This is a genomic window from Streptomyces luteolus (assembly GCF_029968015.1).
Taxonomy (GTDB): Bacteria; Actinomycetota; Actinomycetes; order Streptomycetales; family Streptomycetaceae; genus Streptomyces; species Streptomyces luteolus.
Window position 1 is genome coordinate 49,926 of the sequence record NZ_JASCIS010000022.1, and the last position, 24,467, is coordinate 74,392.

Sequence of the window (24,467 nt, forward strand, 5' to 3'; positions counted from 1 at the left end):
TAGCGAATCCGGTGGTTCTTCCGCCCCGGCGGCCGGTGCTACCCATGAAGACGCGGCACGGTGAACGAGGAGGCCGGCCGCGAGACTTCGACCTCAGGGGTGGATCCGTACATGACCGAGCCGCTGACTGTGAACGGCCGCCGCTACCACCGGCCCCACCGGCCCGTCGTCGTCGTGTGCATCGACGGCAGCGAGGACGCCTACCACGAGCGGGCCATCGCGGACGGCCGCATGCCGTTCCTGGAGCGCATGCTGCGAGGCGGTGCCGATCTGCGCGCCGACTGCACCATGCCGTCCTTCACCAACCCCAACAACCTGTCCATCGCGACGGGTGTGCCGCCCGCCGTGCACGGCATCTGCGGCAACTACTTCTACGACACCGCGTCCGGCACCGAGGTCATGATGAACGACCCGGAACTGCTGCGCGCGCCCACGCTGTTCGCCGAGTTCTCACAGCGCGGGGCGAAGGCCGCCGTCATCACCGCGAAGGACAAGCTGCGCCGACTGCTCGGCAGCGGACTGAAGGACGGCATCTGCTTCTCCGCCGAGAAGGCCGACCAGGCCACCGAGGAGGAGAACGGCATCGGCAAGGTCCTGGAGCGTACGGGCATGGAGCTGCCGTCCGTGTACAGCGCCGAGCTCAGCGAACTCGTCATGGCGGCCGGGGCGGACATCCTCGACAAGGACCGCCCCGACCTGATGTACCTGTCGCTCACCGACTACATCCAGCACAAGCACGCGCCGGGCTCGCCCGTCGCCAACGACTTCTACGCCATGCTCGACCAGTACTTCGAGCGCATCGACGCCCTGGGCGCCGTTCTCGTCGTCACCGCCGACCACGGCATGAACGCCAAGGCCGACGGCGCGGGCGCCGCACGCGTCGTCTTCCTCCAGGACACCCTGGACGGCAGCCTCGAACCGGGCGCCGCGCGCGTCGTGCTGCCCATCACCGACCCGTACACCGTGCACCACGGCGCGCTCGGCTCGTACGCCACCGTGCATCTGCCCGGCTCGGCGGACCGGGAGGCGGTGGCCTCCGGGCTCGCCCGGATCGACGGCGTGGACGAGGTGCTGACGCGCGAGGCGGCCTGTGAGCGGTTCGAGCTGCCGGGCGACCGGATCGGCGACCTCGTCGTCATCGCCGAGCGCAACACGGTCCTCGGCACCACCCCGGCCCGGCACGACATCTCCGGGTTCACCGAACCGCTGCGCTCGCACGGCGGGCTCACGGAGCAGAGGGTGCCGTTCCTCGTCAACGCGCCCGTCGAGGGCCTGCCCGCCGGACACCGGCTGCGGAACTTCGACGCGTACTGGGTGGGCACCGCCGTCGCCGCGGGCGAACCGCTGCCCGCCGCCTGAGCGAGGCGGGTCCCGCGCCCGCGCGCGCGGGACCCGCCGCTGCTCCAGTGAACGACCACTCACCCCGGAGAACGACCACCCCCCACGCATCCGTATCGGCACCGAGGACGAGGGACAGGACACCGCCATGGCCGACCTCGCACCACCGCAAGGCAGTTCACGGACCGTCAGGGGGAGCGTCGAAGCCACCCGTTGGCGCTGGCGGATCTTCGCCGTCACCTGGCTCGCGTACGCGGGCTTCTACTTCGTACGCCAGGCCTTCTCCGTCGCCAAACTCGGCATCCTGGAGGACCCTGCGGTGGGCGGCGTCCTCACCGAGCGGGTCCTCGGCGTCATCGACGCGGTCTATCTGGCCGCGTACGCGGTGGGCCAGTTCCTGTGGGGCATGTGGGCCGACCGGTTCGGGCCGCGGGTCGTCGTCATCGGCGGCATGGTCGGCGCGATCGTCGCCGCGTGTGTGATGGGGGTGAGCAGTGCGCTGCTCGTCTTCGGCGGCGCCATGGTCGTGCAGGGCCTCGCGCAGTCCGCGGGCTGGGCGCCGCTGTGCAAGAACATGGGCAGCTTCTTCCCGGTACGCCAACGGGGGCGCGTCCTCGGCCTGTGGAGCACCAACTACGCCTTCGGCGGGCTCGCCGCACCGCCGTTCCTCGGCTGGGTCGCCTACTCCCTGTTCGACAGCTGGCGGATCGCGTTCTTCGCGGGCGCGGCGACCCTCGCCGTCGTCCTGCTGCTGTTCGTGCTGCTGCAGAAGAACTCCCCGTACGACGCGGGGATCTCGGAGGCCGACGAGCCGGCCGCCGCGGCCGGGAAGCCCGTACCCGCTGTGCCACCGGAGCCGCCGGAGCCGCGCAGGACCGGGCTCGCGCTCTACCGGGAGACGCTGCGCGACCGGATGGTGCTGACGCTCGGCGCCGCGTACTTCCTCCTCAAGCCCGCCCGCTACGCGATCCTGCTGTGGGGGCCGGTGCTCGTCAGCCGGCGGCTGCCCGACATCGACAAGGTGGGCGCGGTCCTCATCCCGATCGCCTTCGGCGTCGCGGGAGTTCTCGCCCCGATCGTGGTGGGCTGGCTCTCGGACAAACTGTTCGGCTCGCGCCGCGTGCCGCCCTGCGTGCTGGCTCTTGGCCTGCTGACGGTGACGCTCGCACTGTTCATGCCGCTCACCGCCACCGGCAGCGTGCCCGTGATGATCGCCGTGCTCGCCGTCATCGGTCTCACCGTGTACGCCGCCGACTCGATGATCTCCTGCGTGGCGGCCGTCGACTTCGGCACCGACAAGGGGGCGGGCACGGCGGCCGGGCTCGTCAACGGCTGCGGTTCCGTCGGGGCCATCCTGGGCGGGCTGCTGCCCGGGTTCCTCTCCGGCGGTGTGCTGTTCACCTGCTTCGCGGGGGCCGCGCTGCTCGCCGGACTGCTGATGCTGCCGCACTGGAACCGGCTTCCGCGCGCGGCGAGTTGAGCTGAGCACCGCCCAACTTCCTCCCAGGCTGCCCTCGTTGCACCCCCGTCCGTACCGAGAGAGGTTTCCTCATCATGAGCGTCAACCAGGCCGACACCGTCGTCGTCGGCGCGGGCATCGTCGGACTCGCGCACGCCCTCGCCGCCGCCCGCCGCGGAGAACGTGTCGTCGTCTTCGAGCGGGACGACTTCGCCGTGGGCGCCTCCATCCGCAACTTCGGCATGATCTGGGCGGTGGGGCAGCAGCGGGGCGCGCTCTACCGTCGTGCCCTGCGGAGCCGGGAGATCTGGCTGGACATAGCCGCCAAGACCGGGCTGTGGGCCGAGCAGAGCGGTTCCCTGCACCTGGCCCACCGCCCCGACGAGGTGGCGGTCCTGGAGGAGTTCGTCGCCTGCGCTCCCGCCGCCCGTGAGCGGGGCGTCGCCATGGTGACGCCCCGTGAGGCCGTGGAGAGAAGCCATGTGGCCCGTCCCGAGGGGCTGTTGGCGGCGATGTGGAGCCCGACCGAGCTCAACGTGGACCCGCGGCTCGCGCTTCCCGCCGTCGCGGAGCACCTGGTCTCGGAGTACGACGTCGACATCCGCTTCGGTACGACCGTACGCTCCGTGGACCTGCCGACCGTGTCCACCACGGCGGGCGAGTGGCGGGCCGGGCGGGTCTTCGTGTGCGGCGGGAACGACTTCGCGACGCTCTACCCGGAGGTGTACGCCGACAGCGGTCTGGTGCGCTGCAAGCTGCAGATGATGCGCACCGGGGTGCAGCCCGGCGGCCGGCCGCTCGGCCCGATGCTGTGCGGCGGTCTGACGCTGCTGCACTACGCGGCGTTCGACGGCCTCGCGGCACGGGAGGCGCTCGCGGAGCGGATGGGCGAAGAGTTGCCGTACCACCGCGAGCACGGCATCCACGTCCTGCTCTCCCAGACCGCCGACGGCCGCCTGACGATCGGCGACAGCCACGCCTACGGCACGACGCACGACCCCTTCGAGGACGAGGGCATCAACGAGGCCGTACGCGACTACCTGCGCACGTTCGCCGACCTCCCCGACCCCCGTATCACCGAACGCTGGACCGGCTACTACCCGTCCCTGCGCGACGGCCGCACGGAACTGGTGGTCTCCCCGGAGCCGGGCGTGACGGTGGTCAACGGGGTCGGCGGGGCGGGGATGACGCTGTCGTTCGGGTTGGCGGAGGAGGTGGTGGCGGCGGCTCAATTTTGAGCCCCTCCGGCGATTGAGGAGGCCCGTCCGGCAGGACCTTCGGGAAGGGGCGGGGTGGGGAAAGAGAAGGCTCCGGCGGGAACCGGCCCGCCGGAGCCTTGATGCGCGCGGAGCGCAGCTCAGTACCCGATGCAAGCCGAATGCCACGCAGTGTAGAACTCGAAGACCTCCGGCGAGCACTCCGGAGGCCCGTACTGGGAAGCCTTCGCGCCGGTGTGCGGCAGATGCGCGTACGCCCCGACCCCGGGCCGGTTCACATGCAGCATGCCCGCCTCGAACCGCTCCACCGCCTCGAACGCCCGCGCCTGCGAGGCCGTGAACACGGTGCCGCTCATCCCGTACTTGACGGAGTTGGCGATCCGGATCGCGTCGTCGAATCCGTCCGCGTCGACGACCGCCAGCACCGGCCCGAACACCTCCTCCTGCGCCAGCTCACTGTCCCAGGGCACGTCCCGGATCACCGTCGGCTGGACGTAGCAGCCCTCCGGCAGTCCCGGCCGCACCTCGGGTCCGCCGCCGCACAGCACCTTGCCGCCGTCGCGCTGCGCGCCCTCGATCGCGGCGAGCGCGGCGTCCCTGCGTACGGTGTTCACCACCGGGCAGAGCTGCGAGGCCGGATCGTCGCCCGGGCCCACGCGCAGGCCCGCGACCCGCGCCACCAGGCGGTCCAGGAACCGGTCCCGCACCCGGACGTCCACGACGGCCCGGCTGGTCGCGCTGCACCGCTGGCCCGCCTGCCCGAAGGCGCCGTGCACCACCGCGTCCACGGCCGCGTCCAGGTCCGCGTCGTCGCACACGACCACCGCGTTCTTGCCGCCCAACTCCAGCTGCGTACGCAGGAGTCGGTGGGCGCCGCCGGTGTGGATGGCGGTGCCGACGCCGAGGGAGCCGGTGAAGCTGATGCCGGCGACGGCCGGGTTGGCGACCAGGGCCTCACCGGCCGCCACGTCGCCCTGGACGAGGTTGAGCACCCCGTCCGGCACGCCCGCCTGCTGGAACACCTCGACCAGGAGCGCGGACGTGAGCGGGGTCAGCGGCGACGGTTTGAGCACCGCCGTACAGCCCGAGAGCAGCGCGGGCGCCACCTTCCACATCGGGATGGCGAGCGGGAAGTTCCACGGGGTGACGAGTCCGACGACGCCGATGGGGCGGCGGAAGGTGTACGCGAAGGTGCGTTCGTCCTCGGCGGGTGCCGTCACGCCGCCGAGCCGCCGGGCCTGGCCGACCGTGAACTCCAGTACGGAAAGGGTCCGTTGGACCTCGCCGCGGGCTTCTGCGAGGAGTTTGCCCTGTTCCCGGGTGATGGCCGCGGCCACCTCTTCGGCCCGCGCGGCGAGCATCCGTCCGGCCTCGGTCAGGTGCGCCGCCCGGTGGATCGGGCCGAGCGCACGCCAGGCCGGGAGCGCGGCCGCCGCCGCGTCCACTGCCCGGTCGGTGTCCACGCCGCCGGACTCCGCGAACTCCCCGAGTACGTCGGAGAAGTCGGCCGGGTTGACGTTCTCCCGGGTGAGCCCCGACTCCGCCGGGGTCCATCGCCCGTCGACGAAGTTGAGCCGAAGGTGCTGTGCCACGTGTTGCCCTCCCCTTCGCTTGACCGCACCGGCGGGGCGCCGGGAGCCTCGGCCAGGCTCGCCCAGGGGCGGGGCGGCCACAATGCGTGATTGCCCAATGTCCGCGATAGCTCAGGGCTATTTCCCCTCCCCGCCCCTTCCCGAAATCCTGCGGAGCTTCGGGGCTCCGCCCCGGACCCCGCTCCTCAATCGCCGGAGGGGCTCAATTTGAGCCCCTCCGGGGGCACCTCACAGCGGTAGCTGGGGGAGATTGAGGAGGTCAGGAAACCCCCACCACCCGCCGCCGCCCCATCAGCTCCGCCAGGCCGCGCCGGGTCGCCGCGACCACGACGCGGTCCGATGAGCGCAGTACGTACCCGGGGTGCAGGTTCCAGACCAGGCCCGGCGGGCGTTCCTCGGCGTCGTCCTGTGGGGCCGCGAGGTCGGGGCGGCGTTCGGCCGGGTCGGCGGCGTCGAGGCCGATCACGCGCCAGCGGCCGGGCCGGAAGCTCTCCCCTACGGTGCAGCCCTCCAGGACCGGATGGCCCGCGACGTTCACGGCGGCGAACAGCAGCACCTGGCGTTCCACGGAGAGGGAGCCGAGGTTCTGCCGTCCCATCATGGCGCTGGCGAAGGCGGGCGCCGCGAGGTGGGTGCAACTTCGGCTCAGCGTCTGGGAGTTGGGGTGGGCCGAGCGCAGCGTACGGTTGACGACGGTGGCGAACTCGTCGTCGTACAGCCGCAGCGACACCTTCACGTCGGACTTCACCGAGCGGGCGTACAGGGCCGCTTCGAGGTTGGTGCTGTCGATGCTGGTCAGGGCGAGCAGGGTGCGGGCGCGCTCGATCTTCGCGGCCTCCAGGACGCCTTCCTGGGTGACGTCGCCGAGGACGACGGGGACCCGCAGCCGGCGCGCGAGGTCAACGCCGCGGGCCTCCGGGTCCTCCTCGACGCACACGACGGGGATGCCGAGCTCGAAGAGCCGCGCGAGGACACGGGTGCCGATCTTGCCGAGGCCGAGCAGCACCACGTGCCCGGAGAGCCGGCGCGGCGGTCGGCGCAGCGAGGACGCCGTACGGAACGTGCCGAAGGCTTCGAGTGCGGCGGCGAGCAGCACCGGCAGGAGCAGCAACCCGGCGAATCCGGAGAGAAGTTGGAGCATCCGGCGACTGCGCGGCTCGTCCTCGGCGGGGTCGCCCATGGCGAACAGGTCGAGCACGGTGACGTAGGTGGCGTGCAGCGGGCTGTAGTCCTGCGTCAGCCAGGTGGCCACGGCGAGGGCGAGTACGCAGACGAACAGGCCCGCGACGGTCCAGCGCAGGCGGCGGGAGAACAGCTGGCCGATGGGCGCGCCCCGCACCCGGCGCGGTGCGGCTTCGGGCCCGTTGTACTCGACGGTCTCCAGGACGACGGTGCCGCGTCCGGCGGCGGCGGCCACGGCGGCGTCGTCGGGCAGCAGCTCGCACTCCACGGTGCCGCCGCCCCGCTGTCCCGGGGCGTCGTCGGGGGGTGAGAGGAGGGCCAGGGTGCACAGTCCGCCGTCGGTGCGCTGTCCGCTGCGGGTGGGGGCGCGCTCGGCGGCGCGCAGGATCAGCCCGTCGACCTCGACGACCTTGCTGGTGGCGGCGATGGCGGTGGCGGCGAGTGCGGGCGCCGCGGTGTCGGCGTCGGACAGGACGGTGGTGGCGGCGTCGGCGGTGTCGAGGTCCGGGGACGCCAACGCGCTTGCCTGATCGAGGAGTTCGGCGAGGTGCTGGCCGAGCTTGCGGTTGAAGAGCCGGATGACGAGGCGCAGGTGCGGGTTGAGGCGGCGGGCGGTGAGCGCGGCCCTGATGTTGAGTTCGTCGTCGTCGTTGACGAGGGCGAGTGCCTCGGCCTGCGCGATGCCCGCTTCCAGGAGGACCTCGTCGGTCAGCTCGGACGCCTCGATGAGGGGCCCCGCGGGGTTGTCGGCGGGCTCGTCGTCGGTGGTGTTGCCCGCCGCCCGGCCCATGGCGGCGGTGAACCGTCCGAAGAAGGTGCTGGCCCGGGTGCGCACCGACAGCGGCTGGACCCGTCTGTCCCCGGTGGTCGGCACGACGAGGGTCACGCGCTGCCCGTAGACCTCGCGGATCTCCTCGGCGAGCCGCTGGCCGAGCGCGTCGTCACCGCACACAACCATGCGGGGCGCGGCGGAAGTTGACTGGGTCTGCTGCTGCGGTACGGATGACACGGAAGGCAAGAGTGCCCGAGAGGCGGTCGCGGTTCCAGGCCTCGGCGATCTTCGGCGTGGACGTTCTCGTACGGCGTATGGGTCGCTCCCGTACCCTCGACGGCATGAGTGATGCCCTGCCCCTGCTCCTGATCGCGCTCGGCATGCTGGCCGTCCTCTCCGGTTGCGCCTTGCTCGCGGTGCATGTGCGGCGCCGGGGTGCGGCGGGCGGTGCGGTGAGTGCCGCGATGGCCGCGTACGACGAGGCGTTCAAGGTCACGTCGTACGAGGCGCATGTGGAGGTGCGGGCGCAGGCGCGGCGGAAGAGTCCGCTGCTCGCGCCCGACGAGGAGTGGCGGCCCGTGGTCCGCCCGGCGGGGCCCACCGGTGCCCGTGGGCGGCTCCCGCGGCTCCCGCGGCGGGCGCGGTCGCGGCGCGGACCGTCGCGGGGGCTGCGCCGGCTGATCCGCCGTACCCGCTGACCGCCGCCTCCCCGGCCCCGAAAAGACCGCTGTCCACCCCCTACGCCCGGCACGGCACTCCGTGCCAAGATCTCCCGGAGCACGCACGACGCGGGACCCACGACCCGGGAGGCGGGAGTTCGGATGGCGCAGCACTGGGCGGACTTTCAGTACGAGATCTATCTGAACGGCATGACGGGGGCGGTGCCCCGGCTGCCCACGGATCTGACACGCCTGGAAGAGCTGGTCGAGCGGCGGCTCGGGCCCGGGCCCGTCGGCTACGTGGCGGGCAGCGCGGGCAGCGGCAGCACCGCCGCCGCGAACCGGGCGGCTCTGGACCGGCGCCGGATCGTGCCGCGGATGCTGCGGGACGTCCATGAACGGGAGCTGTCCGTCGAGGTGTTGGGGCGTTCGCTGCCCGCGCCGCTCGCGCTCGCGCCCGTGGGCGTCCTGTCGATCATGCACCCGGACGCGGAGTCCGCCGCGGCGCGGGCGGCGGCCGCGCAGGGCGTCCCGTTCGTGCTGTCCTCGGCGTCGAGCACGCCGATGGAGCAGGTCGCGGAGGCGATGGGCGACGCCGAGCGGTGGTTCCAGCTGTACTGGGCCAAGGACCGGGAGGTGACGAAGAGCTTCCTCGACCGTGCGAAGGCCTCCGGGTTCACGGCCCTGCTCGTCACCCTCGACACCCCGCTGCTCGCCTGGCGGCCACGCGATCTGGACCAGGCGTACCTGCCGTTCCTGCACGGTGTGGGCACCGCGAACTACTTCACCGACCCGGCGTTCCGGGCCGGTCTGGCCAAGCCGGTGCACGAGGACCCGAACGCGGCGGTCACGCACTTCGTGGGCATGTTCGCCGACCCGGCGAAGACCTGGCCCGACCTGGCGTTCCTGCGGGAGAACTGGGACGGCCCGATCGTCCTGAAGGGCATCCTGCACCCGGACGACGCGCGGCTCGCGGCGGACGCGGGCATGGACGGCGTGGTGGTCTCGAACCACGGCGGCCGCCAGGTGGCGGGTTCGGTCGCCGCGGCCGACGCCCTGCCGCGCGTGGCCGAGGCGGTCGGCGACCGGCTGACCGTGCTGTTCGACAGCGGTGTACGCACCGGGGACGACGTGTTCAAGGCCCTGGCGCTCGGCGCGCGGGCGGTGCTCGTGGGACGGCCGTACGCGTACGGGCTCGGCCTCGACGGTCAGGCCGGTGTCGAGCACGTGATCCGCTGCCTGCTCGCGGAGCTCGACCTCACCCTCGCCCTGACCGGGCACGCCGCGCCGGGCACGGTGTCGGCGGACGATCTGGAGACGGAGACCGCATGACCGACTCAACCGACGCGACCGCCTCATCCGCAGCCGCCGGGGAGCAGCACGTCCTGGCCGTCGTCCCCGCACACGTCGGCGGGCGCGCGGCCGGGTCCGGGTTCGCGGCCCTGCTGCCGGACCCGGCGAAGGTCACGGTCGTCGAGTCCGTCGACGAGGACCCGCGGGCGCTGCGCACCGCCCGCGTACTGATCACCGCGCTGGCCCCGGTGACGGCCGAACACCTCGCCGCCGCGCCGGAGTTGAAGCTGGTGCAGTGCTCCAGCCACGGCTTCGACTACGTGGACGTGGCGGCGGCACGCGACCGCGGCATACCGGTGTGCACGATCGGTTCGAGCGACGCGGAGAAGCGATGCGTCGCCGAGCAGACCTTCGCGCTGATGCTGGCGCTCGCCAAGCAGCTGGTCCCCGCACACACCGCCCTGGCCGAGGGCGACTGGGCCCTGCCCCGGCTGAAGCCGTCCCTGACCGAACTGTCCGGCAAGACCCTCGGGATCGTCGGCCTCGGGCAGATCGGGCAGGAAGTGGCGCTCAGGGGCCGCGCGTTCTCGATGGACGTGGTGTACGCGGGTCGCCGCCGCGCGGAACCCTCGGTCGAGGAGCGGCTCGGCGCCCGGCATCTGGACCTGGACGAGCTGCTGCGCACATCGGACTACGTGAGCCTGCACGCGCCGCTCACCGACGCCACCCGGGGCCTGCTCTCCGCGGAGCGCCTGGCTCTGCTCAAACCCACGGCGTTCGTCGTGAACACGGCGCGCGGCGCGCTGATCGACCAGGAGGCGCTGGCGGACGCCCTGGAGTCGGGCGCGCTCGCGGGCGCGGGCCTCGACGTCTTCGACCCGGAGCCGCCGCCGTCGTCCCTGCGGCTGCTCCGTGCCCCCAACGTGGTCCTCTCCCCGCACGTCGGCGGTGTGACCCGGGAGACGGTCGTACGCATCGCGATCGCGGCGGCGCAGAATGTGGCGTCGTACTTGGAGGGGAAGCGGCCTCAGGATGTCGTGAACTAGGGCGATATTTTCCCCTCCCCGCCCCTTCCCTAAAGTCCTGCCGGACGGGCCTCCTCAAGCGCCGGAGAGGCTGAAAAATCAGCCTCTCCGGCGCTTGAGGAGCGGGGTCCGGGGCAGAGCCCCGGCGCACAGCCCGCGAAGGGCTCACGTCAGGTCGAACTCGCCCTCGCGCGCGCCGAGCACGAAGGCCCGCCACTCCGCCGGGGTGAAGATCAGGGACGGGCTGTCCGGACTGCCGCCGTTGCGCATCGCGATGAAGCCCTCGACGAAGGCGATCTGCACGTCACCGCGTCCCTGGCTGCTGGACTGCCAGGCGGCGTCGCTGAGATCGAGGTCGGGCTTCTGCCAACTCGCAAAGGTCTGCTGGGCGGTGGTGCTCTCGGCCACGTCCGTGCTCCTCCCGGTACTGCCCGTTCGGTCTGCGGCCAGCCTAGCGAGCGGCGCGGTCGCCGGACAGGCCACGGAAGGAGGACCCTGAACCTCCCCACCGGATCCGGCCGGTCCGGCACGCCCAGCGCTCAACTCGTCGGCGGTTCCGCCCCGACCAGCCACATCGCGAAGAACTGCGAGCCGCCGCCGTACGCGTGCCCGAGTGCCTTGCGCGCCCCGTCGACCTGGTGCTCGCCCGCCAGGCCGCGCACCTGCAGGGCCGCCTCGGCGAAGCGGATCATGCCGGAGGCGCCGATGGGGTTGGTGGAGAGGACGCCGCCGGACATGTTGACCGGAAGGTCGCCGTCGAGTTCGGTGACGCCTGACTCGGTGAGCTTCCAGCCCTCGCCCTCGGCGGCGAAGCCGAGGTTCTCCAGCCACATCGGCTCGTACCAGGAGAACGGCACGTACATCTCGGCGGCGTCGATCTCGCGGCGCGGGTCGGTGACGCCCGCCTGCCGGTACACGTCGGCCGCGCAGTCCTTGCCCGCCTGCGGCGAGACGAAGTCCTTCCCGGCGAACATGGTGGGTTCGCTGCGCATCGCGCCGCCGTGCATCCAGGCGGGCGGCCGGGGTGAACGGGCCGCGCCCGCACGGTCGGTGAGGACCATCGCGCAGGCCCCGTCGGACGAGGGGCAGGTCTCGGAGTACCGGATCGGGTCCCACAGCATCGGGGACGCCTGCACCTTCTCCAGGGTGATGTCCTCCTCGTGGAGGTGCGCGTACGGGTTCTTCAGGGCGTTGCGGCGGTCCTTGTACGCGACGAGCGAGCCGACCGTGTCCGGGGCGCCGGTGCGCCGCATGTACGCGCGCACGTGCGGCGCGAAGAACCCGCCCGCCCCTGCGAGCAGCGGCTGCTGGAACGGCACGGGCAGCGAGAGCCCCCACATGGCGTTGGACTCGGACTGCTTCTCGAAGGCGAGGGTGAGCACGGTGCCGTGCACGCGGGCGGCGACCAGGCCCGCGGCGACGAGCGCGGTGGAGCCGCCGACGGAGCCTGCGGTGTGCACGCGGAGCATGGGTTTGCCGACGGCGCCGAGCGCGTCGGCGAGGTACAGCTCGGGCATCATGACGCCCTCGAAGAAGTCGGGCGCCTTGCCGATGACGACGGCGTCGATGTCGGCCCACGTCAACTCGGCGTCCTCCAGGGCCTTTTGTGCGGCCTCCCGGACGAGTCCGGCGATGGAGACGTCCTTGCGGGACGCGACGTGCTTGGTCTGGCCGACGCCGACGACGGCCACGGGTTCTTTCGACGACACGCTCATCGCGCCTCCCCCTCCAGTACGGCGACCAGGTTCTGTTGCAGGCACGGCCCGGAGGTGGCGTGGGCGAGGGCGCGGTCGGACTCACCGCGCTGGACGCGGGCGGCGGCCTCGCCGAGCCGGATCAGCCCGGCGGCCATCATGGGGTTGGCGGCGAGGGCGCCGCCGGAGGGGTTGACGGTCACCTCGTCGCCCAGCCGCAGAGCCTTGCGCAGGACGACCTCCTGCGAGCTGAAGGGGGCGTGCAACTCGGCCGTGTCCACCGGCCGCTGGAACGCCCCGGCCTTCTCGGCGGCCAGGCGGGCGGACGGCGAGTCGGTGAGGTCGCGTACGCCCAGCGAGTGCGCCTCGATGCGGTGGTCCATGCCCCGGATCCAGGCGGGCCGCTCGCACAGCTCACGGGCCCGGTCCCCGGCGGCGAGGATCACGGCGGCCGCGCCGTCCCCGACGGGCGGCACGTCCCCGGTGCGCAGCGGCCGTACGAGATAGTCCCCCTGCGGGCGCGCACCCCGCACCTGCGCATGGGAGTTGGCCAGCGCGGACTCGCGGCTGCGGGCGGCGACCCCGGCGAGCGCGGCCTCGTCCGTCTCCCCCGCGTCGATCAGCGCCTGCGCCTGGAGCGCCGCGAGCGCGACGGAGTCGGGCCAGAGCGGGGCCACGTAGTACGGGTCGAGCTGCCGGGTGAGGACGTCGCGCACGGGGCCGGGCGAGGACTTTCCGTACGAGTAGACGAGTGCGGTGTCGACCTCGCCGGTGAGGATCTTCACCCAGGCCTCGTAGAGCGCCCAGGCGCCGTCCATCTCGACGTGGGACTCGGAGATCGGCGGCCACGCCCCGACCCCGTCGAGGGCCATGGTGAAGGAGAAGGCGCGGCCCGCGAGGTAGTCGGAGGATCCCGAGCAGGTGAAGCCGATGTCGCTGGTCTTCAGGCCGGTCCGGGCGAGGACGTCGTGCAGGACGGGCATGAGCATCTCCACCTCGGAGTGCTCGTCGCTGGTGCGGGTGTGGTCGCTCTGCCCGAAGGCGACGATCGCGACGTCCCTCAGGGGCCCTGCGGCGGCCATCTAGATCAGCTCCTTGTACGTCTCGTAGTCGGCGTCGGGCTCACCGGTGGGCCGGTAGTGATCGGGATAGCGCCCGCCTTCCCGCCACACCGGCTCGACCCGGAGCCCCATCCGGACCTGGTCGTACGGAATCCCGGCGATGCGTCCGTGCAGGGCCAGGTCGGCGCCGTCGAGGGCGATATGGGCGTAGACGTACGGGACTTCGATGTCGAGATTCTTCGCCTTGATGTTGACGATGCAGTACGTGGTGACGGTCCCGGCGGGCCCGACCTCGACCTGTTCGTCCGTGGCGACGCCGCAGGTGGGGCAGGCTCCGCGCGGCGGCACGTACACCTTGCGGCAGGAGGGGCAGCGCTGGCCGACGGCGCGTTGCTCGGCGAGCGCGTTGATGTAGCCGGTCTGGGCGCGCCCCGGCGAGTAGGTGTAGTCGAGCCGCGCGGGCGCGACGATTCCGGTGACGGCGTCCTCGAACTCCCCGCCGTGCGGCCGAGGTTGGGCTTGCTGCTCGCCGTCGTACGGCTCGAAGCAGGCGATGTCCTTGATGGTGCCGGTCCGTTCGGCGGCCCAGCGGACGCGGACGCGCATCCCGGTGCGGACGCTGTCGGGGCCTTCGGCGTCGAGGGCGTGCAGGAGGGCGGTGTCGGCGCCGTCGAGTTCGACCAGGACCCAGGCGAAGGGGGTGTCGAGCGGCTGGCCGGGGCGCGGTTCGTGGTTCCAGGCCCAGGTGGTGACGGTGCCGGTGGCGCCGACCTCGACGAGGTCGCGTATCTCCTCGGCGGTCACCGGGTCGTACTCGACGGGCGGGACGAGCACCTTCCCCGCACTGGTCCGCACCCCGAGCACGGTCCGCTCGCGCAGTCCGGTGAGGAAGGCGCTCTGGACGGGGCCGAGGGAGCGGGTGAAGGGGAATTCGACGATGAGGGGGGCTTTGAGGACTTCGGGCACGCTCGTACTCCTTAAGGTGTCAGGCTCGCCGGTAGACGGGCGGCCGCTTCTCCGCGAAGGCCTTGGCACCTTCCTTGGCGTCCTCGGTCGCGAACACCGGCCAGCCGCGCTCCAGTTCGGACTTCAGCCCGTCCGTCTCGGTCATCTCGGCGGTCTCGTACACGGACGCCTTGACCGCCTCGACGGCGAGCGGCCCGCAGGCATTGATCTGCTCGGCGACTTCGAGGGCCTTGTCGAGGGCGGTGCCGTCGGGCACGACCTGTCCGATCAGCCCGATGGACGCGGCCTCGGCGGCGCTGTAGGGCCGCCCGGTGAGCAGCATCTCCAGCGCGTGCGTACGGGGGATCTGCCGCTGCAGCCGCACCGTCGAGCCGCCGATGGGGAACAGGCCGCGCTTGACCTCGAAGAGCCCGAAGGTGGCGGACTCCCCGGCGACGCGGATGTCGGTGCCCTGGAGGATCTCGGTGCCGCCGGCGACACAGTGCCCCTCGACGGCGGCGATGACGGGTTTGCGCGGGCGATGGTGCCGGAGCATCGCCTTCCAGTGCAGGTCGGGGTCGGCCTTGAGCCGGTCCCGGTACTGCTCGCCCGCCATGCCCCGGCCCGCGAGGGCCTTGAGGTCCATTCCGGCGCAGAAGTCGCCGCCCGCGCCGGTGACGACGACGGAGCGGATCCCGTCGTCCTCGTCGGCCTCGACCCAGCCGTCGTGGAGCCCGACGAGCAGGGGCAGCGAGAGCGCGTTCTTGGCCTCGGGCCTGTTGAGTGTGAGCACCAGGGTGGCGCCTTCGCGCCGTACGTCCAGGTGTTCCGTCCCACCGTGTTCCGTCCCACCACTTGGTCCCATGCGTTGGGTCCTCCCGTCTCAGACCTAGAACAGGTTGCAGGAGCCCGGGTCCCAGTTCAATAGCTTTCTGACAGACAGTCAGATTTCTTGACGCACCCCTTCCCAGTTGTGCCGGGCAACGCTCTAATGACGGCCGAGCCAACAACTTCCGGGGTCAGGAGGAGCGGTGGAGTACAACCTTGCAGACCTGTTCGAGTCCGTCGTCGACGTGGTGCCCGACCGCGAGGCGCTCGTGTACGTCGACCACCCCGGCACCGGCTCGGAACGCCGCCTCACCTACTCGGAACTCGACGCGGCCGCCAACCGCCTCGCCCACCACCTGGTCGACAGCGGCATCCGCCCCGGCGAGCATCTGGGCCTGCACCTCTACAACGGGGTCGAGTATCTGCAGACCGTGCTCGCCTGCCTCAAGGCCCGGATCGTGCCGGTCAACGTCAACTACCGTTACGTTGAGGAGGAGTTGGTCTACCTCTATCGGGACGCCGACCTCGCCGCGCTGGTCTTCGACGCCGAGTTCACCGAGCGCGTCGCCGCCGCCCTGCCCCGCACCGACAAGCTCCGCCACCTCGTGCGGGCGGGTACGGTCCCGGCGGGCGCACCCGACCTGGACGCCGTGCCGTTCGCACGGGCCGAGGCGACCGGCTCGCCGGAGCGGGGCTTCGGGCCCCGCTCCGCCGACGACCTGTTCATCATCTACACGGGCGGCACCACCGGCATGCCGAAGGGCGTGATGTGGCGCCAGGAGGACCTGTTCTTCGCGGGCCTGTTCGGCGGCGACCCGGCGGGCGAGCCGGTCTCGCGCCCCGAGGAACTCGCCGAGAACGTCGCCGCGGGCGGCAGCGGCATCACCTTCTTCCCCACTCCCCCGCTGATGCACGGCACGTCCACGCTCACCTCGTTCATCGCGTTCAACTACGGGCAGCGCGTGGTGATCCACCGCAAGTACGCGCCCGAGGAGGTGCTCCGTACGATCGAGCAGGAGAGGGTGTCCAGCGTCTCGCTCGTCGGCGACGCGATGCTGCGGCCCCTCATCGACGCGCTGAACGGCCCCTGCAAGGGCACCGACATGTCGTCGCTGTTCAGCGTCTCGTCATCCGGGGCGATCATGTCGGAGACGGTGCGCGCGGAGTTCCAGGCCCTCGTGCCGAACGTGCTGCTGCTCAACAACTTCGGCTCGTCGGAGTCCGGCTCCAACGGCAAGGCGACGGACGACTCCGGCCCCGGGAAGGGCTTCCGTCTGGAGGTCAACGAGCGTACGAAGGTGGTCGACCCGGTCACGTACGAGCCGGTGGCCGCGGGCGAGCCGGGGCGCCTCGCGCAGCGGGGGCACGTGCCGCTCGGCTACTACAACGACGAGAAGAAGACCGCCGAGACGTTCTTCCAGAAGGGCGGCCTGCGCTGGGTGCTGCTCGGCGACATGGCGACCGTCGACGAGGCCGGCATCGTGACGGTGCTCGGCCGTGGCTCGCAGTGCATCAACTCCGGGGGCGAGAAGGTCTATCCGGAGGAGGTCGAGCAGGCGCTGAAGTCGCACCCGGATGTGTACGACGCGCTGGTGGCGGGGGTGCCGGATGAGAAGTGGGGCAATCATGTCGCGGCGGTGGTGCAACTCCGTTCTGGTGCTGGGGAGTTGACTCTGGAGGCCGTCCAGGCCCACTGCCGCACCCATGTCGCCGGCTACAAGATCCCGCGCCAACTCGTCGTGACGGACCGCATCCAGAGGTCGCCCAGCGGCAAGGCGGACTATCGGTGGGCGAAGGCGGTGGCGGCGGAGGCGGACGGGGTGGAGTGAGGCCGACCGGGCGTTCCTTTTTCCCCTACCCGCCCCTTCCCGAAAGTCCTGCCGGACGGGCCTCCTCAAGCGCCGGAGGGGCTGAAAAATCAGCCCCTCCGGCGCTTGAGATGGGGGTCCCCCTGCTCGAGCGAAGCCGAGAGCTTGGGGGAGGGGGTCCGGGGGCTGGCCCCCGTGGCTGTCCGCAGGACTTTCGGGAAGGGGGGTAGGGGAAAGCCGTAGTCCCGGCCGATGGCCTCTTCGTACGGCACAGCAGACTGCGGCGACCAGTGGACGGGCACGGACGTCCTCAAGGAGGCGGGCATCCGGATCCGGGACCGCGTCAAGGGCTGAGGCTTCCCGGATGACACGCCCCGGGAGGTGCACTTGCGGGGGCGGACTTCCCGGGCCGCGGCTCGTGGTTCTGAGTACGACGACTCATGTGGCCGCGGCCGCACGCGGGTTGAATGAAGGCATGAGCAACTCCCAGCCCCGATCCGCCGCCCCTGCCGTGGGACCCGACGCCGCCGCCGATACCCGCATCGGCCTCGCCTGGGTGGGCCCACTGCTCTCCACGGCGGTCACACTGCCGTTGGCGCTCTTCGCGCACTTCCTCGTGGTCCTCGGCGCCTCCGGGGTCGAGGACCAATCGGGCTCGCCCGCCTCGCTGCCCATCGGGATCTTCCGCTACGGGCTGCTCGTGCCCTTCTGCCTGCTGTGGATCGCCTGGGCCCTGGTCCGCCACCCGGGCCTGTCCAACCGCCGCACCCTCTGCTCCTTCTCCGCCCCGCTCTCCGTCCTGCTGCTCGCCGTGGCCGTCCTCTCCTTCATGGGCTGACGCGCCCGGACCGTAAGTTCACCTGCCGCTCACCCCGATGTGGCCCGCCCGGTGGCAAGGTCCGTACGTGGAAGCGTACGGAACCGGAACGAGAACGGAAACGGGAACGGGAACGGGAGCGAGACCGGTGCGACGGGCGGCAGCAGTGCTTCGGTGCGTCGCCCCGCTGCTCGCCACCGCCCTCCTCGCGGGCGGATGCGCAGGGGACAGCACGGACCCCGGCGCCCCGGAGCGGGGACGGCCCGCGCCCTCGACCCGCCCCGCGCTCCCCCGCCTCCTCGACCCCCCGCCGCCACCGCGCCAGAAGCCCGCACTCCCTCCCTCCGGCCGGTCCGCCCCCGTGCTCGACCGCGTGCCGACGCGCGACCGCGTCGTGTTCCTCACCATCGACGACGGCATCGCGAAGGACCCGGAGTTCGCCCGTCTGATGCGGCAACTCCGGGTGCCGTTCAGCATGTTCCTCACCGACTCCATGGCCGGTGACGACTACGGCTACTTCGACCGGCTGCGGCGCGGCGGCAACCGCGTACAGAACCACACCCTCACCCACCCGAGCCTCGCCGGACTGCCGTACGCACGCCAGCGGGCCGAGATCTGCGGTCAACAGGACCGGATCCAGGAGGAGTTCGGTGAGCGGCCCACCCTCTTCCGTCCGCCGCGCGGCCGCTACGACCCCGCCACCCTGCGCGCCGTCGCCGACTGCGGGCTGCGCGCCTCCGTGATGTGGGGCGTCAACATGCAGCCCGACGGCCTGCGCTACGACAACGGCACCGACCGGCTCCGCCCCGGCGAGATCGTCCTCTTCCACTTCTTCCCGCCCGAACGCCTCGGCGGCGGGACCCTCACCGAGCTCACCGTGGAGCTGCTGCGGACGATCACCGAGCAGGGCTTCGCGGTGGCCCGGATCGAGGACTACGTCTGACCGCACGAAGATCACGTCACACGTCTTGACGCCCCCGCCCGCCCCCTGGATAACTGAACCCCAGCAGGGCAACCGAATGATCGGTCGCCCGATTCAAGTGGATTAGCCGTAATGGCTGGACCGTAATGACTGGTCCGTACTGGCTGGACCGAGATGGCTGTGGGACGGAGAAGCGCGATGACGGCAGCGGAACTCGACGCGGCGGAGCAGCTCGGCCCGGACGGCCTGCGCGCCCTCCAGCTGGAGCGGCTGCGCGCCACCCTGCGGCACACGTACGAGAACGTCCCGTTCTACCGCGCCGCCTTCGACCGGGCCGGCCTGCGCCCCGAGGACTGCCGATCCCTCGACGACCTGGCCCGCTTCCCGTTCACCACCAAGGCCGACCTGCGGGACAACTACCCCTTCGGCATGTTCGCCGTGGACCGCGACCGGGTGCGCCGCATCCACGCCTCCAGCGGCACGACGGGCCGGCCGACGGTGGTCGGGTACACGGACCGCGACCTCGACGTCTGGGCGGACGTCGTGGCCCGCTCGATCCGCGCGGCAGGCGGCAGACCGGGCCACATCGTCCATGTCGCGTACGGATACGGCCTGTTCACGGGCGGCCTCGGCGCGCACTACGGCGCGGAACGGCTCGGCTGTACGGTCGTGCCCGCGTCCGGCGGCATGACGGCCCGGCAGGTCCAGCTGATCCAGGACTTCCGCCCCGAGATCATCATGGTGACGCCGTCGTACATGCTGACGCTGCTCGACGAGTTCGAGCGCCAGGGCGTCGACCCGCGCTCCACGTCCCTGAAGGTGGGCATCTTCGGCGCCGAGCCGTGGACCGAGCAGATGCGCTGGGAGATCGAGGAGCGCTTCGCGATCGACGCCGTGGACATATACGGCCTGTCGGAGGTCATGGGCCCCGGCGTCGCCCAGGAGTGCGTGGAGACCAAGGACGGCCTGCACATCTGGGAGGACCACTTCTACCCCGAGATCGTCGACCCGCTGACCGGCGAGGTGCTGCCCGAGGGCGAACAGGGCGAGCTGGTCTTCACCTCGCTCAGCAAGGAGGCGATGCCCGTGATCCGGTACCGGACAAGGGATTTGACCCGCCTGCTGCCGGGCACGGCCCGCCCGTCGTTCCGCCGCATGGAGAAGATCACGGGCCGCAGTGACGACATGGTGATCCTGCGCGGGGTGAACCTCTTCCCCACCCAGGTCGAGGAGATCGTCCTGCGCACCCCGGGCGTCGCCCCGCACTTCCAGCTCCGTCTGACCCGCGAGGGCCGGCTCGACGCCCTGACGGTCCGCGCGGAGGCCCGTACGGAGACGAGCCCCGAGCAGCGGGTGGAGGCCGCGCGCTCGATCGCGGCGGCGGTCAAGGACGGGGTGGGCGTCTCGGTGGCCGTGGAGATCGTGGACCCGGAGACGCTGGAGCGGTCGGTCGGCAAGTTCCGCCGGATCGTGGACGAGCGCCCGAAGTAACCCCGTACGACGTTCCGGCAGACCGTGGACGAGCGGCTGCCCGTGACTCGTGTGAAGGTGCGGCGGATCGTGACCGAGCGGCTGCCGTGGCCCCTTACGAAGGTGCGGCAGATCGTGGCCGAGCGGCTGCCGTGACCCCCGTACGCGACCATGGACTCATGACGGAACCTGTGACCCCCTCAACCGCCCTGGGCCTGCGCGCAGTTCGGCTCGGCTCCTACTCCCGTGCCGAGCAGGTCGAGATCCTCGGCAACGACGACGACCCCTTCGGCGTCGCCGACACCGGCCTGACCTGGCTGCCCAAGGCGGTCCACTTCGGCATCAGGCTCGACGGCCGCCTGGTGGCGCACGCCGGTCTGCTGCGGTTGCCGGTGACGGTCGGGGACGAGGACCTGGAGCTGGTCGGCGTGGGCGGCGTCGCGGTCGCCGCCGATGTGCGGGGGCGGGGTCTCGCCCGGCAGGTCCTCTCGGCGGCGCTCGACCACGCGCGCACCATGGGGCCGCGGCACGCGCTGCTGTTCTGCCGCCCGCCGTTGGTGGCGCTGTACGGGCGGCTCGGCTGGCACATCCTTGAGCAGGACGTTCTGGTCGAGCAGCACACCGGGCCGGTGGTGATGCCGCTGCGCACGATGTGGACGGCGTTGCGGGAGGACGAGGACGGGAACGGCGTGCGGTGGCCCGCCGGGCAGCTGCGGTTGCGCTCGTTCCCCATGTGACGGCGTTGGTCCCGGCAGCTCAGCCCACCGCGTCAGGAGTCGGCATTCCCAGGAGGGAGAGGAACGCGCTCGCGGCGGGCGTGCGGCTGTCCCGGCTCCAGATGACGTACTCGACGCGGCTCGGGGCGTCCGTGACGTCGACGGTGGTCACGCCGGAGAGCTGGGCGACATAGCCGGACGGCAGCATCGCGATGCCGAGTCCCTGGCCGACGAGGCGGGCCAGGAAGTCGGCGTTGGTCACCTCGAAGGCGACATCGCGGCCGAGGCCCGCCGCGGCGAAGGCCTCGTCGGACTGGACGCGTCCGGCGGTCCTGGCCGGCAGGTCCACGAACACCTCGGTGGAGAGTCTGCGCAGGTCGACCCGCTGCTCATCGGCGAGCGGATGCCCCGGGGCGACCACGGCGACGAGCCGGTCCCTGGCCAGCTCGCGGGCGCCCACACCACGGGGCTCAGCACTGGTCGGCAGGCCGAGGAACGCCACGTCCAGGGCGCCGTCCCGTACCTGCTCGACGAACTCCTCGCTCGCGCCGACCCGCAGGCTGATGCGGACCTCCGGATACCGCTCGTGGAAGGCGCGCAGGGCGCTCGGGATGTCGACGGCGGACACGCTGGGGATCAGGCCCACGGCGAGGCGTCCCCGAACCTCTCCGACGGCGGCCGCGACCTCGGCGACGGCGCGCCCGGCGGCGTCCAGGCACTGCCGGGCGGCGGGCAGGAAGGCCGCCCCGGCCGCGGTGAGGCGGACGCGGCGGCTGGTGCGCTCGAAGAGGCGCGCCCCCAACTCCTTTTCCAGACGGGCGATCTGGTGACTGAGGGCGGACTGCACGACGTGGCAGCGCTCGGCGGCCCGGGTGAAGCTGTTCGTCTCGGCGACCGCGACGACGTACCGCATCTGCTGGAGGTCCATGCCTCCATGCTTTCATCTCGGATCGAGATGGATGAAGTGACGAACATGTGTTGGACTCATTGATCGGGGCGGGCGGAGACTTCGAGGCATGACCAGTTCATCCGCACTGAAGGTCTCCGGCGGCGGCACGGCGAGCGAAGCCGGAAGCAGCGGCGGCAGCGTCCGTTCCGGCGACTCCGGCGGTTCCGGCCGTGGGCGATCGCTCCCCCGCACGCTCCTGACCGCGCTCGCGCCCCTCGCCTGGGGCTCCACCTATGTCGTGACGACCGAGCTCCTGCCCGCGGGGCACCCGTTGCTCGCGAGTGTGCTGCGGGCGCTGCCGGCCGGCCTCCTCACCCTCGCGCTCACCCGGACGCTGCCGCGCGGATCGTGGTGGGGGAAGGCGGCCGTACTCGGTCTGCTGCACATCGGGCTGTTCTTCCCGCTGCTGTTCATCGCGGCCGAGCGACTGCCGGGCGGTGTGGCCGCGACGCTCGCGGCGGCCCAGCCGCTGCTCGTCGCACTGCTCGCCGTGGTGGTGCTGCGCGAGCGCCTCTCGGGGTGGCGCCTTGCGTGGGGCCTGGTGGGGGTGGCCGGGGTCGGCCTGGTGGTGATCGGGCCCGCCGCGGCGTTCGATCTCGTCGGGGTCCTCGCGGGGCTCGGCTGCGCCGGCGCGATGGCTCTCGGCCTGACGCTGACCCGGCGCTGGGGCCGCCCGCCCGAGGTGGGGCCGACGGCGTTCGCGGGGTGGCAGCTCACCGCGGGCGGACTGTTCCTCGTGCCGCTGACCCTGGCCTTCGAGGGCACGGCGCTCCCGCCCATCGACCTCCCGGCGGTGCTCGGCTACCTGTGGCTCGGTGTGATCGGCGGCATCGTGGCGTACGCCCTCTGGTTCCGCGGCGCGACGACGCTGCCCGTCACGTCTGTCGCGGTCCTCGTCCTGCTGTCACCGCTGGTCGCGGCGGTGTTGGGGGCGGTCGTCCTCGGCCAGACCCTGGGCTTGGTCCAACTCGCGGGCTTCGCGCTGGCGTTGGCGGCGATCGTGGCGGGGGCGCTGCCGGAGCCGTCACGGGGGCCAGCCCCCGGACCCCCGCTCCTCAAACGCCGGAGGGGCTGATTTTTTCCCGCAGCTCCCTCTTCAGGATCTTCCCGCTCGCGTTCCGCGGCAGCTCCTCCACGAAGACCACCCTCTTCGGGGCCTTGAACGCGGCCAGCGACTCGCGGGCGTGCGCGATGAGTTCGGCCTCGTCCACCGCACCGCGCCGTACGACCACCGCCGTGACCGCCTCGATCCACCGCTCGTGCGGCAGGCCGACCACCGCGACCTCGGCGACCTGCGGGTGGGTGTAGAGCGCGTCCTCGACCTGGCGCGAGGCGACGAGGACGCCGCCGGAGTTGATGACGTCCTTGACGCGGTCGACGACGGTGAAATAGCCCTCCGCGTCCCGTACCGCCAGGTCACCGGAGTGGAACCAGCCGTCGCGGAAGGCCTCCGCCGTCTCCTGCGGCTTGTCCCAGTAGCCCTCGCACAACTGCGGGGAGCGGTACACCACTTCACCCGCCGTGCCGTCCGGGACCGGCTTGCCCGACTCGTCCACGACCCGCGCCTCGACGAAGAGGACGGGCCGCCCGCAGGACTCCATCCGCCCCTCGTGCTCGTCGGGCCCGAGGACGGTGGCGAGCGGGCCGATCTCGCTCTGGCCGAAGCAGTTGTAGAACGCGAGCCCGGGCAGCCTGCCGCGCAGCCGCTCCAGCACCGGTACGGGCATGATCGAGGCACCGTAGTACGCCTTGCGGAGCGGACCCAGGTCGCGGGTGGCGAACTCCGGGTGGTTGGCGAGCGCGATCCACACCGTCGGCGGGGCGAACAGGCTGTCCGCGCGGCCCGCTTCGACCAGGTCGAAGACCTGCTGCGGCTGCGGGGCGTCGATGATCGTGTTCTCCGCGCCGACGGCGAGGTACGGCAGCAGGAACACATGCATCTGGGCCGAGTGGTACAGCGGCAGCGAGTGCACGGGCCGGTCGGCCTCGCCCAGGTCGAGCGCGTGGATCGCGGAGACGTACTCGTGCACGAGCGCCCGGTGCGTCATCATCGCGCCCTTGGGGTCGGCCGTCGTCCCCGAGGTGTAGAGCAACTGCGCCAGGTCCTCGGCGCCGGGCTGCGGACCGTCGTACGGAGCAGCCGCCGGGAGCCGGGAGAGGAGCGCGTCGTCGGCGTCGCGCAGCGCCAACGACCGTACGCCCTGCGGGAGTTGCTCGCACAGGTCGGGGTCGGTGAGGACGAGCGCGCTGCCGGACTGGCGGACGATGTACGCGAGGTCGTCGCCGGTGAGGTTGTGGTTGACGGGCACATGGACGAGCCCGGCCCGGGCGCAGCCGAGGAAGCCGATGAGGTACGCGTCGGAGTTGTGCCCGTAGGCGCCGACCCGGTCGCCGGGGCGCAGGCCCTGGTCGAGCAGCACGCGGGCCGCCCGGGAGACCGCGTCGTCGAGCGCGGCGTAGGTCCAGGTGCGGTCGGCGTAGCGCAGTGCCGTGTGGTCGGGGGTGCGGCGGGCGCTGCGCCGGAGCATCCCGTCGACCGTGTCGCCCCGCGCGCCGCCGTGCGCGGGGTTCTCGCCTCGTACGTCCGTCATGGCGTGATCCTCGGTCGCCGCGCGGCGGGCGGTCAAGACGCGGGGCGTGCCGGGTGTGCCGTGTCGGGCGTATCCGTCCCGGACCCTGTACCAACTGACCTACCGCTTAGTACGCTCAACCGGCCCTGC

At 71.9% G+C, this 24,467-nt stretch carries 21 protein-coding genes; 12 read left to right on the forward strand and 9 right to left on the reverse strand.

Translation table 11 applies throughout. The features are described 5' to 3' along the window. The first annotated feature begins 111 nt into the window (after nucleotides 1–111). From phnA to QIT00_RS21965, 3 genes are all read left to right on the forward strand, one after another. A complete protein-coding gene (gene phnA / locus QIT00_RS21955; protein WP_282537047.1) occupies nucleotides 112–1,359 on the forward strand; it encodes a phosphonoacetate hydrolase in 1,248 nt (415 codons plus the stop codon). Between the two features lie 127 nt (nucleotides 1,360–1,486). Beyond that, complete coding sequence (locus tag QIT00_RS21960) at nucleotides 1,487–2,818, forward strand: MFS transporter (RefSeq protein ID WP_282537048.1); 1,332 nt, start codon at nucleotides 1,487–1,489, stop codon at nucleotides 2,816–2,818. Between the two features lie 74 nt (nucleotides 2,819–2,892). Further along, nucleotides 2,893–4,035 (forward strand): TIGR03364 family FAD-dependent oxidoreductase, encoded by a 1,143-nt coding sequence (locus QIT00_RS21965; protein ID WP_282537049.1) that lies wholly within the window; start codon nucleotides 2,893–2,895, stop codon nucleotides 4,033–4,035. 119 nt (nucleotides 4,036–4,154) lie between these two features. On the opposite strand, the gene QIT00_RS21970 is transcribed toward QIT00_RS21965, so the two are convergent. After that, nucleotides 4,155–5,606 (reverse strand): aldehyde dehydrogenase family protein, encoded by a 1,452-nt coding sequence (locus QIT00_RS21970; RefSeq protein ID WP_282537050.1) that lies wholly within the window; start codon nucleotides 5,604–5,606, stop codon nucleotides 4,155–4,157. A gap of 259 nt (nucleotides 5,607–5,865) precedes the next feature. Further along, on the reverse strand, nucleotides 5,866–7,746 hold the full coding sequence (locus tag QIT00_RS21975; RefSeq protein WP_282537109.1) for an NAD-binding protein: 1,881 nt from the start codon (nucleotides 7,744–7,746) through the stop codon (nucleotides 5,866–5,868). Nucleotides 7,747–7,901: 155 nt separating this feature from the next. Between QIT00_RS21975 and QIT00_RS21980 the strand changes: the two genes are divergently transcribed. From QIT00_RS21980 to QIT00_RS21990, 3 genes are all read left to right on the forward strand, one after another. Then, complete coding sequence (locus tag QIT00_RS21980) at nucleotides 7,902–8,258, forward strand: hypothetical protein (protein ID WP_282537051.1); 357 nt, start codon at nucleotides 7,902–7,904, stop codon at nucleotides 8,256–8,258. Nucleotides 8,259–8,381: 123 nt separating this feature from the next. Beyond that, on the forward strand, nucleotides 8,382–9,551 hold the full coding sequence (locus QIT00_RS21985) for a lactate 2-monooxygenase (protein WP_282537052.1): 1,170 nt from the start codon (nucleotides 8,382–8,384) through the stop codon (nucleotides 9,549–9,551). After that, complete coding sequence (locus tag QIT00_RS21990; RefSeq protein ID WP_282537053.1) at nucleotides 9,548–10,558, forward strand: 2-hydroxyacid dehydrogenase; 1,011 nt, start codon at nucleotides 9,548–9,550, stop codon at nucleotides 10,556–10,558. Before QIT00_RS21985 ends, QIT00_RS21990 begins: the two co-directional genes overlap by 4 nt. Nucleotides 10,559–10,702: 144 nt before the next feature. On the opposite strand, the gene QIT00_RS21995 is transcribed toward QIT00_RS21990, so the two are convergent. From QIT00_RS21995 to QIT00_RS22015, 5 genes are all read right to left on the reverse strand, one after another. Next, on the reverse strand, nucleotides 10,703–10,945 hold the full coding sequence (locus QIT00_RS21995) for a DUF397 domain-containing protein (RefSeq protein WP_282537054.1): 243 nt from the start codon (nucleotides 10,943–10,945) through the stop codon (nucleotides 10,703–10,705). 131 nt (nucleotides 10,946–11,076) lie between these two features. After that, a complete protein-coding gene (locus QIT00_RS22000; protein ID WP_282537055.1) occupies nucleotides 11,077–12,252 on the reverse strand; it encodes a thiolase domain-containing protein in 1,176 nt (391 codons plus the stop codon). Further along, nucleotides 12,249–13,313, reverse strand: a complete 1,065-nt coding sequence (locus QIT00_RS22005; RefSeq protein WP_282537056.1) for a thiolase domain-containing protein — start codon at nucleotides 13,311–13,313, stop codon at nucleotides 12,249–12,251. Before QIT00_RS22005 ends, QIT00_RS22000 begins: the two co-directional genes overlap by 4 nt. Further along, nucleotides 13,314–14,258, reverse strand: a complete 945-nt coding sequence (locus QIT00_RS22010) for a Zn-ribbon domain-containing OB-fold protein (RefSeq protein WP_282537057.1) — start codon at nucleotides 14,256–14,258, stop codon at nucleotides 13,314–13,316. 19 nt (nucleotides 14,259–14,277) lie between these two features. After that, a complete protein-coding gene (locus QIT00_RS22015; RefSeq protein ID WP_282537058.1) occupies nucleotides 14,278–15,102 on the reverse strand; it encodes a crotonase/enoyl-CoA hydratase family protein in 825 nt (274 codons plus the stop codon). Nucleotides 15,103–15,268: 166 nt separating this feature from the next. Here QIT00_RS22015 and QIT00_RS22020 point away from each other — a divergent pair, with 166 nt between their 5' ends. The 5 genes from QIT00_RS22020 to QIT00_RS22040 all read left to right on the forward strand — a co-directional run bounded on the left by QIT00_RS22020 (nucleotide 15,269) and on the right by QIT00_RS22040 (nucleotide 20,819). After that, nucleotides 15,269–16,894 carry an acyl-CoA synthetase gene (locus QIT00_RS22020; RefSeq protein WP_282537059.1) on the forward strand — a complete coding sequence of 542 codons (1,626 nt, stop codon included), beginning with the start codon at nucleotides 15,269–15,271 and terminating at the stop codon, nucleotides 16,892–16,894. Nucleotides 16,895–17,348: 454 nt separating this feature from the next. Continuing rightward, nucleotides 17,349–17,711 carry a hypothetical protein gene (locus QIT00_RS22025; RefSeq protein WP_282537060.1) on the forward strand — a complete coding sequence of 121 codons (363 nt, stop codon included), beginning with the start codon at nucleotides 17,349–17,351 and terminating at the stop codon, nucleotides 17,709–17,711. Between the two features lie 127 nt (nucleotides 17,712–17,838). Next, the gene (locus QIT00_RS22030; protein WP_282537061.1) at nucleotides 17,839–18,633 is read left to right on the forward strand and encodes a polysaccharide deacetylase family protein; all 795 of its coding nucleotides are present in this window, start codon (nucleotides 17,839–17,841) and stop codon (nucleotides 18,631–18,633) included. A 177-nt stretch (nucleotides 18,634–18,810) separates the two neighbouring features. Continuing rightward, the gene (gene paaK, locus QIT00_RS22035) at nucleotides 18,811–20,103 is read left to right on the forward strand and encodes a phenylacetate--CoA ligase PaaK (RefSeq protein ID WP_282537062.1); all 1,293 of its coding nucleotides are present in this window, start codon (nucleotides 18,811–18,813) and stop codon (nucleotides 20,101–20,103) included. 158 nt (nucleotides 20,104–20,261) lie between these two features. After that, a complete protein-coding gene (locus QIT00_RS22040) occupies nucleotides 20,262–20,819 on the forward strand; it encodes a GNAT family N-acetyltransferase (protein ID WP_282537063.1) in 558 nt (185 codons plus the stop codon). Between the two features lie 19 nt (nucleotides 20,820–20,838). Here QIT00_RS22040 and QIT00_RS22045 read toward each other — a convergent pair whose 3' ends face one another. Continuing rightward, nucleotides 20,839–21,726: a LysR family transcriptional regulator gene (locus QIT00_RS22045; protein WP_282537064.1), complete on the reverse strand. Its 888-nt coding sequence runs from the start codon at nucleotides 21,724–21,726 to the stop codon at nucleotides 20,839–20,841. Between the two features lie 88 nt (nucleotides 21,727–21,814). Between QIT00_RS22045 and QIT00_RS22050 the strand changes: the two genes are divergently transcribed. After that, the gene (locus tag QIT00_RS22050; protein WP_282537065.1) at nucleotides 21,815–22,822 is read left to right on the forward strand and encodes an EamA family transporter; all 1,008 of its coding nucleotides are present in this window, start codon (nucleotides 21,815–21,817) and stop codon (nucleotides 22,820–22,822) included. Here the strand turns inward: QIT00_RS22050 and QIT00_RS22055 are convergent. Next, nucleotides 22,803–24,338 (reverse strand): acyl-CoA synthetase, encoded by a 1,536-nt coding sequence (locus QIT00_RS22055; RefSeq protein WP_282537066.1) that lies wholly within the window; start codon nucleotides 24,336–24,338, stop codon nucleotides 22,803–22,805. The genes QIT00_RS22050 and QIT00_RS22055 overlap by 20 nt on opposite strands. Nucleotides 24,339–24,467 lie beyond the last annotated feature (129 nt).

Excerpts from the sequence above, each read along its gene's own strand:
- phnA (WP_282537047.1), top strand. The coding sequence starts at position 112 with ATGACCGAGCCGCTGACTGTGAACGGCCGCCGCTACCACCGGCCCCAC.
- QIT00_RS21960 (WP_282537048.1), top strand. The coding sequence starts at position 1,487 with ATGGCCGACCTCGCACCACCGCAAGGCAGTTCACGGACCGTCAGGGGG.
- QIT00_RS21965 (WP_282537049.1), top strand. The coding sequence starts at position 2,893 with ATGAGCGTCAACCAGGCCGACACCGTCGTCGTCGGCGCGGGCATCGTC.
- QIT00_RS21975 (WP_282537109.1), bottom strand. The coding sequence starts at position 7,746 with ATGGTTGTGTGCGGTGACGACGCGCTCGGCCAGCGGCTCGCCGAGGAG.
- QIT00_RS21980 (WP_282537051.1), top strand. The coding sequence starts at position 7,902 with ATGAGTGATGCCCTGCCCCTGCTCCTGATCGCGCTCGGCATGCTGGCC.
- QIT00_RS21985 (WP_282537052.1), top strand. The coding sequence starts at position 8,382 with ATGGCGCAGCACTGGGCGGACTTTCAGTACGAGATCTATCTGAACGGC.
- QIT00_RS21990 (WP_282537053.1), top strand. The coding sequence starts at position 9,548 with ATGACCGACTCAACCGACGCGACCGCCTCATCCGCAGCCGCCGGGGAG.
- QIT00_RS22000 (WP_282537055.1), bottom strand. The coding sequence starts at position 12,252 with ATGAGCGTGTCGTCGAAAGAACCCGTGGCCGTCGTCGGCGTCGGCCAG.
- QIT00_RS22005 (WP_282537056.1), bottom strand. The coding sequence starts at position 13,313 with ATGGCCGCCGCAGGGCCCCTGAGGGACGTCGCGATCGTCGCCTTCGGG.
- QIT00_RS22015 (WP_282537058.1), bottom strand. The coding sequence starts at position 15,102 with ATGGGACCAAGTGGTGGGACGGAACACGGTGGGACGGAACACCTGGAC.
- QIT00_RS22025 (WP_282537060.1), top strand. The coding sequence starts at position 17,349 with ATGAGCAACTCCCAGCCCCGATCCGCCGCCCCTGCCGTGGGACCCGAC.
- paaK (WP_282537062.1), top strand. The coding sequence starts at position 18,811 with ATGACGGCAGCGGAACTCGACGCGGCGGAGCAGCTCGGCCCGGACGGC.
- QIT00_RS22040 (WP_282537063.1), top strand. The coding sequence starts at position 20,262 with ATGACGGAACCTGTGACCCCCTCAACCGCCCTGGGCCTGCGCGCAGTT.
- QIT00_RS22045 (WP_282537064.1), bottom strand. The coding sequence starts at position 21,726 with ATGGACCTCCAGCAGATGCGGTACGTCGTCGCGGTCGCCGAGACGAAC.
- QIT00_RS22050 (WP_282537065.1), top strand. The coding sequence starts at position 21,815 with ATGACCAGTTCATCCGCACTGAAGGTCTCCGGCGGCGGCACGGCGAGC.
- QIT00_RS22055 (WP_282537066.1), bottom strand. The coding sequence starts at position 24,338 with ATGACGGACGTACGAGGCGAGAACCCCGCGCACGGCGGCGCGCGGGGC.